Here is a 2148-nt window from a genome sequence, read left to right on the forward strand (position 1 = left end):
CGCCGGCGAAGAAGCGCGAGACCCCGCCCCGCGAGCCGTCGCTGGATCTCGGCAAGCTGGCCGCTGAACGTCCGAACACCTCGCCGAACCGGGGCGACCGGCCGCCGTCGGGTCAGCGCTCCACCGGCGACCAGGGCCAGACCAGCGGTCCGGTGATCTCCTCGATGTTCGAGCAGGTCTATCCCAACTGGAACGTCTTCGTTGTCTGCGACATGGAGGGCGGAGACGACCTGCGCATCCAGTTCGACGTGACCCTGTCCCCCGACGGGCGCATCACAGACGGTCCCACCCTCGTCGGCGCCCGCGGCAATTCGGTCTATCAGGCCGCGACGGCCGAAGCCCTGCGGGCCCTGCGCGCCACCGCCCCCTTCGACGTCCCCCGAGGCTTCACCGGCGGCCGCTACCGGCCGACCTTCCTGACCGCGCGGGCCTGTCGCGGACGCTGACGACACCTGATCGCGCCCGAAAGTCGCCCCAATCACGGCCATGCTGGCCTTATGCGACCGGTTCGGCGACAAGAACCGGCGGACGTCTCAAACTGCGGGAGCCCTCTATGCGACTGAACCGACTTCTGGCGAGCGTCGCCATCCTTGCGATGACGGTCAGCGCCGCGACGGCCCAGACGCCGGCGGGCCCGCCGCAGTCGCAGGAACCGGAAGAAGTCATCATCGACCAGGGCGTGCTCCGCCCCTTCCAGATCGCCGTCGCCGACTTCGACGGCCAGAACGGCGCCGACCTGTCCCAGGTGATCCGGGCCGACCTGCGCCGCTCGGGCTATTTCGAGCCGCTCGATCCGGCCAGCTTCGTCGAGACCGGCCTGACCGTCGCCAACGCCCCGAATTTCCCGCAGTGGACCTCGATCGGGGCCCAGGCGGTGCTGTACGGTTCGGTGACCCGCCGGCCCGACAACCGCCACGACTTCGGCTTCCGCCTCTACGACCCCTACCGCCAGTGCCAGCTGGCCTCCTACCGCTTCACCGCCACGCTCGAGCAGTGGCGCCGCATCGGCCACAAGATCGCCGACGTCGTCTATCAGCGCATGACCGGCGAAGCCGGCCTGTTCGACAGCCGGGTTCTGTTCGTGTCCGAAAGCGGCACCCAGCTGAACCGCCTGTCGCGCCTGGCCATTTCGGACCAGGACGGGTTCGACCCGGTCTTCCTGACCGACGGCGCCGAGATCATCATGTCGCCGCGGTTCTCGCTGAACGATCCCAACGAGATCACCTTTGTCGCGCTGGGCAAGGACTACAGCCGCATCTACCTCAAGAATCTGTCGACCGGCCGCACCGAGTCTCTGGGCGAGTTCGACGGCCAGGTGCTGGCCCCGCGATTCTCGAACGACGGCTCGAAGATGGCCTTCTCGATCATCCGCGGCGGCAACACCGACGTCTATGTGATGGACCTGGCCAGCCGGCAGGTGCGCCGCCTGACCAATGACCCGGGCATCGACACCTCGCCCTCGTTCAGCCCCGACAACAGCCAGATCGTCTTCACCTCGGACCGCTCCGGCTCGGCGCGGCTCTACGTCATGCGCGCCGACGGCTCGGGCCAGCGCCCGATCTCGCGCGGCGGCGGGATCTACACCGCCCCGAACTGGAGCCCGCGCGGCGACCTGATCGCCTTCACCAAACAGGGCGGCGGCCGCTTCTCGACCGGGGTCATGCGCCCCGACGGCACCGGCGAGCGCATCCTGTCGTCCAGCTATTTCGAGGAGGGCCCGTCCTGGGCCCCGAACGGCCGCTACATCATGTTCGCGCGCCAGTCGCCGGGCGGCGACACGCGGCTGTGGACCGTGGACCTGTCCGGACGGGTGGTCAGCCAGGCCGGCTACGCGGGCCGAGGCTCCGACCCCGCCTGGTCGCCGCTGCTCGACGAACAGCCGTCGAATCTCGGCGCGGGCGGCCCCGACAGCTGCTCCACCTGAGGTCCAGCGGAGCCTTGGGGCTCAATTCCGCGTTATCGCGGCTGGCGAAACCGCTGGCGCGACAGTACCCGAGTTCTATAGCAAAGCTGGAGGCCGAGGCCTCGCACCAAGGAGACGACTGATGATGAAGACCTCGACCCTCCTCCGCCTCGCCGCCGTCGGCGTGGCCGTGACCGCCATCGCCGCCTGCACCCCGCGCCAGCCCGTCGACAGCGCCGGCGGCG

The 2148-nt window shown here is 69.4% G+C and carries 2 protein-coding genes; both read left to right on the forward strand.

Going from position 1 to position 2148, the window contains the following annotated elements; translation table 11 throughout:
* Positions 1–446, forward strand: a 446-nt coding sequence (locus tag RDU12_RS15050) for a hypothetical protein (RefSeq protein ID WP_308685448.1), incomplete at its 5' end; no start/stop codon positions are given.
* A gap of 107 nt (positions 447–553) precedes the next feature.
* Positions 554–1924, forward strand: coding sequence for a Tol-Pal system beta propeller repeat protein TolB (gene tolB, locus RDU12_RS15055; RefSeq protein ID WP_300291867.1), 1371 nt, complete (start codon positions 554–556; stop codon positions 1922–1924).
* Positions 1925–2148: the final 224 nt, after the last annotated feature.

Source organism: Brevundimonas sp., from assembly GCF_031082345.1.
Lineage (GTDB): Bacteria > Pseudomonadota > Alphaproteobacteria > Caulobacterales > Caulobacteraceae > Brevundimonas.